This is a genomic window from Candidatus Hydrogenedentota bacterium, assembly GCA_019695095.1.
Lineage (GTDB): Bacteria > Hydrogenedentota > Hydrogenedentia > Hydrogenedentales > SLHB01 > JAIBAQ01.
On record JAIBAQ010000294.1, the window covers coordinates 1 to 5,258 of the forward strand.

Consider the following 5,258-nt stretch of genomic DNA (forward strand, 5'->3'; position numbering starts at 1 on the left):
TTGCCGAACCAGCGCCCATCATCTTCGCGGGAGATGCGTTCGGGGGCCCCCGCATCGAAGGAGCCGCCCTTTCCGGCCTCGCCGCCGCCGACCGCCTGCTGAACGTGGCAAAGATCTAGCCGCCTCGGCATTGCAGCTGTATCAATATTGCTCTATTCTTACCATGTCAGTGTTACGACTGATTTCGGCATCCGACGACTGAGCTACGCGCTCGCGCGTAGAATGATCTCTGTCAGCAAGAGGGGACTCCGGGGGATGGTAGACAGCAATTCGCTAATTCCGGCAGAACGCATCGAGCGCTTAATATTACTCATTCAGAATCAGAAGGTCATACTAGACAAGGATTTGGCCGCACTCTACGGAGTCACAACGGGTAATTTAAACAAGGCCGTCGACAGAAATATCGACCGGTTTCCATCCGATTTTATGGTCAGACTAACTCCAGAAGACTTCACAAACTTGAAGTTCCATTTTGGAAGTTCAAGTTGGGGTGGTACCCGAAAGCTCCCGCGTGCCTTCACCGAACAGGGCGTGGCCATGCTATCCAGCGTGCTGCGCAGCCCGCGTGCGGTCCAGGTCAACATCGAGATAATGCGTGCGTTTGTGCGATTGCGGTCCCTGCTCGCCTCCAACGAGGCGTTATCCCGCAAGCTCGCGGCCCTCGAAAAGAAGTACGATGCCCAATTCAAAGTCGTCTTCGACGCCATTCACCAGCTTATGACTCCGCCCGAGCCGAAGAAAAAACGCACAATTGGATTTGCGAGGGGGGGCGAAAGACAAACATAATGCCCGCAACGGCGTTGCCGTCAACTGAAGTGTTGCACGAGACCAAGTCAGCTCACGCCGGGGGGCAGGGGGGTACCGTGGGTGATTCTGAAGAAAGCTACATCGAGTTCCGCGAGCCTACCTTCTTTCGCACAAGAGAAAAAGTGCTCTGGCAATTGTACTATCAGTTGATTCCCGTCGCGTTGTATATTGCGTCTCTTCCGATACTTCATAAATCTTTCATCCAGTGGACTCCGTTTGTCTTGGGATACCTCGGCTTCTTCGGAAGCTATTCATGGCATGCAATAAGACTGATTGCACTGATGGCACTGTTTGCATATATGCTTCCGATTTCATTTCTCGCGTTTTACTGTATGCCGTGGCTCTCTGGTGCGAGACGCGTCGTAGCGCGATTCGGCGGTCCTGATGGTTTCGTCGTGCAAGTTCGGTTCTTGCCGAGACGATTTACAGGCATCGTCGGATGGCTTGAGGATGCGGACGATTTGGGCCTATTGCGCATAGACGCCGAAGGCCTGCGACTGTCAGGCGATGGCGTTGAGTTTGAGATTCAGCGAGAAGACATCGCGTCAGTGTCACACAGTAACGTTGGATGGCGCATGTTCTGGCTCGCCGGAAATGAGACTCGGGTTGACTTCAGGCACCCGATTGAAGGCATTTCCGCGGTCGTCTTTAGTTCGCGAGGATCTATCACGCTGCCCGGAGTCCGACGACTGAATCAATCCATCGCATTGGCCACGCGCGCGCTCATCGCGTAAACTCCTGCCGTGCCGCCGCCGAACGAGGAAGGATCTATTTCATGCGATTCGTACTACTTCTTACAGCAACGTTAACGACCATGGGTATCGCGCTCGCTGCCGAAGCACCGGCTTCACTGCCGGTCGCGGTAGGCACCTATCAGCAGGAATTCCACCGCGCGTTCACGACTGAGCAAGGGCTGCCAGACAATGATGTCACCCGCGTTGGCATTGACGCGCAGGGGAAACCTGTCGCGCAGACAGCCAAGGGCACGGCTCAGTGTGATGGAGAGCAATGGCAACCGGCCGCGTTGTCAAGTGGCGTGATTCCATCCCGAAACCAACTGGATGAAGCGCAAGTAGCCAGTCTGCGCAATGCGGCAGACGGGACTATTGAGATACGCGCAACAGCCACCCGCAACGGCGAGATTGCCGTCGCTTCCGACAAGGGTCTCTATCTTGGCGACGGAACATCCTGGCGTCTCGCCCTGCCGCAACAAGGCGCGGTGCGATGGGCGCCGGTCGACGTGCGGGCTGTGGCGTACGATGCTTCCGGAAGACTATGGTTTGCCGCGCCGCAAGGCGTCGGTTGCCGCGTAAGCAAAGCAGACTGGTTACTCTTCACCGGCGTCGATGGGCTGCCGTACAACGATTTCACGTGCATGGCCGCCGGCCCTGACAGTGTTTGGTTTGGCACGACGAACGGGGCCATTCATTACCGAGACGGCCTCTGGGAGTTCCGTCAAGGACGCCGATGGCTGCTCGACAATCACGTACGGGATGTCACAGTCGACGCGGACGGCAATGCCTGGTTTGCGACCGCGGCAGGCGTATCATGCATCGCCCGCAAGCCCATGACGCTCGCAGAGAAGGCTGCGTTCTACCAGGACGAAATCGAGAAGTATCACCGGCGGACCCGATACGGCTACGTGGATCCCGCGGAAATGTCCAAGCCGGGCGACAAGAGCACGGCTACGCCCGTGTTCACGGACAACGACGGTCATTTCACGGGGTTGTATCTGGGAGCCGTGAGTTTCGGGTACGCCGTGACCGGGAACGAAAAGATGAAGCGCGATGCGGCGAACGCATTCCGCGCCTTGGCGTTTCTAAGCGAAGTGACGCAGGGCGGATCGCATCCGGCGCCCAAAGGATTTATAGCGCGCGCGGTGAAACCGACGTCCGAACCTGATCCCAATCCGCAGTTCGACCTTGCCTACGACCAGCGCCGCCAAAAGGCCGATTCGCTCTGGAAGATCATTCAACCTCGTTGGCCCGTGGACGCCACAGGCGAGTGGTACTGGAAAAACGACTCAAGTTCGGATGAGTTGGACGGTCATTTCTTTGGGTACGCCGCGTACTTCGACAATGTCTGCAAGACAGAAGCGGAAAAGGATGCGGTTCGCGAAGTGGTTCGGCGCATCATGAATCACATCATCGACCACGGCTACAATCTCGTGGACCATGACGGAAAGCCGACACGGTGGGCCCATTTCAGTCCGGATGACATGAACCGCAACGAATACTGGTATGGGGAGCGCGGCCTGGACTCGCTGAGCATTCTCACGTATCTGACGATCGCGCATCACGTCACGGGAGACGTCAAGTACCGGGAGGCGCTGCTCCACTTGGCAATCGATGAAGGCTATGCCATGAACGGGATGAACAATCCCAAGTTCGTGCCTGTTCCTGAAGGCCCGTGGCATCAGCCCGACGACAACATGTCGTTCATGAATTACTATCATCTCGTTCGCTACGAGAAAGACCCCAAACTGCTGAGCATGTTCCAGCAGGCCATTCGCACGCACTGGCTCTATGAGAAGCGCGAGCGAAATCCATTCTTCAATTTCATATACGCCGCCTGCTGCAACGGAAAAGTTCGCAAGGACAATTGGGGTGAAATCGATCTGACCATGCCCGCGCGGAATTACGAAGACAGTATTGACACCTTGAAACGCTACCCTCTCGATCTCGTGGATTGGCCGATGTCGAACGCGCACCGGCTGGATATGCTCCCCTTTCTCGACGAAACAGGAGCGCCAACCTCATCCGGAAGACGGCGCGACGGTGAAGTCTTCCCCATCGATGAGCGGCACGAGATCTATTGGGACTTGAATCCGTGGGCCCTGTCGTACGATGGTAACGGTACGCGGCTCCGCGAGGGGGTGCCCTTCATGCTTGCCTATTACCTGGGCCGTGTCCACGGACTCATCGGGGAATAATCCGGTCACGGAATTCCAGGGCCTGCAGCATTCGGTTGCGTATTAAGCGAAAGGGATCACGAAATATGTTTAAGAAGCGGATCAGCAGACGCAGTTTCTTGCAGGCGACAGCGGGCATGGCCGCGGCCCTGGGAACTGCCGGCTGCGCGAGCCTGTCGCATTCCACAATTCAGAAAGCGGCCGAATCGGATCCGCCGTTTCTCGCCCGATTACGCGTAAAGAACCCTGCGTCGGTTCGCATTCTCCAGGTGACGGACCTGCACTTCTTCGGGAACAGAAATCTCAATGCGGGTGGGCGTCTGAACGGCAAGACATGCGACGAGATACAGACGATCATCGATATGACTCGTCCCGACATGCTTCTGGTGACCGGCGACCTGTGGCCCGACAATCCCATCGAACGCACGGCAGAATTCATGCAACAGAGCATCGACTTCTGCGCGGCCTTTGGCGTTCCTTGGGCTTTCACGTGGGGAAATCACGATCAGTTGCCGGACTTCTCTGTCGGACACCGATATATAACCGAAGCGAAACAGTCGCTATATCGCGGTGCGGACACGAACGGCGCGTACGCCGTCGAATTGACCGACGGCAAGGGCCGTGCCGTGTGGCAAATCCTCTGCTTGAACACAGAGAAAGACGGGCTGTGCGCTGGACCGCAATCGGAGCTAAAGCACGTGGGAACAGCGTTGAACACACGTGCTGGCGGCCAGGCGCCCGGACGGTTCGCCGCATTTCATATCCCCATCAACCAATACAAAGAAGTGTGGGAGTCGGGAATTGCGCGCGGGTTCTATGCGGAACCGCAATGCATCGAGAAAGAAGACGGCACGGCGTTGGCGATGATGAAATCATTCGGTGTGCGAGCCTGCTTCTGCGGCCACGATCACGTGAATGACTATTCCGGCGTACTGGACGGTGTCGAGCTAGTCTATGGCAGGGCTACCGGTTGGGGCGGCTATGGCGGCATGACGCTCACCAAGGGTGGGAAACTTATTGAGCTCGACTGCGGAACGGGTCAATACCGTTGGAGCTCTGTCCTTCCGAATGGCACGCGGTGGACACCCGGACCAAGCGAGCGCATCGACAAGTCGGAAGAGAAGCGCAAGGCCGATCAGTTGGAGAAGGCGGCGGCGGGTCAGCCGGTCTAGTCAGTTCTTCTCACAAACAGACACATTGACGATCACCACGTCTTCCTGGAGAAGACCGCTGCGGCGATTGCGTAGAGGATACCGCCGCAGATCGTAGCCATCCCCATCGCACGGGTGAAAACTGGGGCCTCAAGCGGCACTATGCCATTGCCCAACGGGAGCAAATTCATGTTGGTTTCGACAATGATGTCGGAAAACGGAAGCAGATGAAACTGAAAGCCAGGCATAGTCAGGTAGCTCAGCACGAGGAGCAACACGGTAACGGTGAGCACAACCTGAGTGCGGCGAAATACAACGCCCATTGCTGTTGATAACAGACCGATCCCCGCGTACGAAACAAACACGGCGGGCACGTATCGTACAAGCTC

The 5,258-nt window shown here is 56.9% G+C and carries 5 protein-coding genes; 4 read left to right on the forward strand and 1 reads right to left on the reverse strand.

Annotation, left to right across the window (positions count from 1 at the left end; genetic code table 11):
- Positions 1-255: 255 nt before the first annotated feature.
- From K1Y02_25065 to K1Y02_25080, 4 genes are all read left to right on the forward strand, one after another.
- Positions 256-786 (forward strand): ORF6N domain-containing protein, encoded by a 531-nt coding sequence (locus K1Y02_25065; GenBank protein ID MBX7259651.1) that lies wholly within the window; start codon positions 256-258, stop codon positions 784-786.
- Between the two features lie 77 nt (positions 787-863).
- Positions 864-1,541 carry a hypothetical protein gene (locus K1Y02_25070; protein MBX7259652.1) on the forward strand — a complete coding sequence of 226 codons (678 nt, stop codon included), beginning with the start codon at positions 864-866 and terminating at the stop codon, positions 1,539-1,541.
- 41 nt (positions 1,542-1,582) lie between these two features.
- Complete coding sequence (locus tag K1Y02_25075; protein MBX7259653.1) at positions 1,583-3,739, forward strand: hypothetical protein; 2,157 nt, start codon at positions 1,583-1,585, stop codon at positions 3,737-3,739.
- A 65-nt stretch (positions 3,740-3,804) separates the two neighbouring features.
- Positions 3,805-4,890 carry a metallophosphoesterase gene (locus K1Y02_25080; GenBank protein ID MBX7259654.1) on the forward strand — a complete coding sequence of 362 codons (1,086 nt, stop codon included), beginning with the start codon at positions 3,805-3,807 and terminating at the stop codon, positions 4,888-4,890.
- Positions 4,891-4,922: 32 nt separating this feature from the next.
- On the opposite strand, the gene K1Y02_25085 is transcribed toward K1Y02_25080, so the two are convergent.
- A partial coding sequence (locus tag K1Y02_25085) for a hypothetical protein (protein ID MBX7259655.1) occupies positions 4,923-5,258 on the reverse strand: 336 nt, incomplete at its 5' end.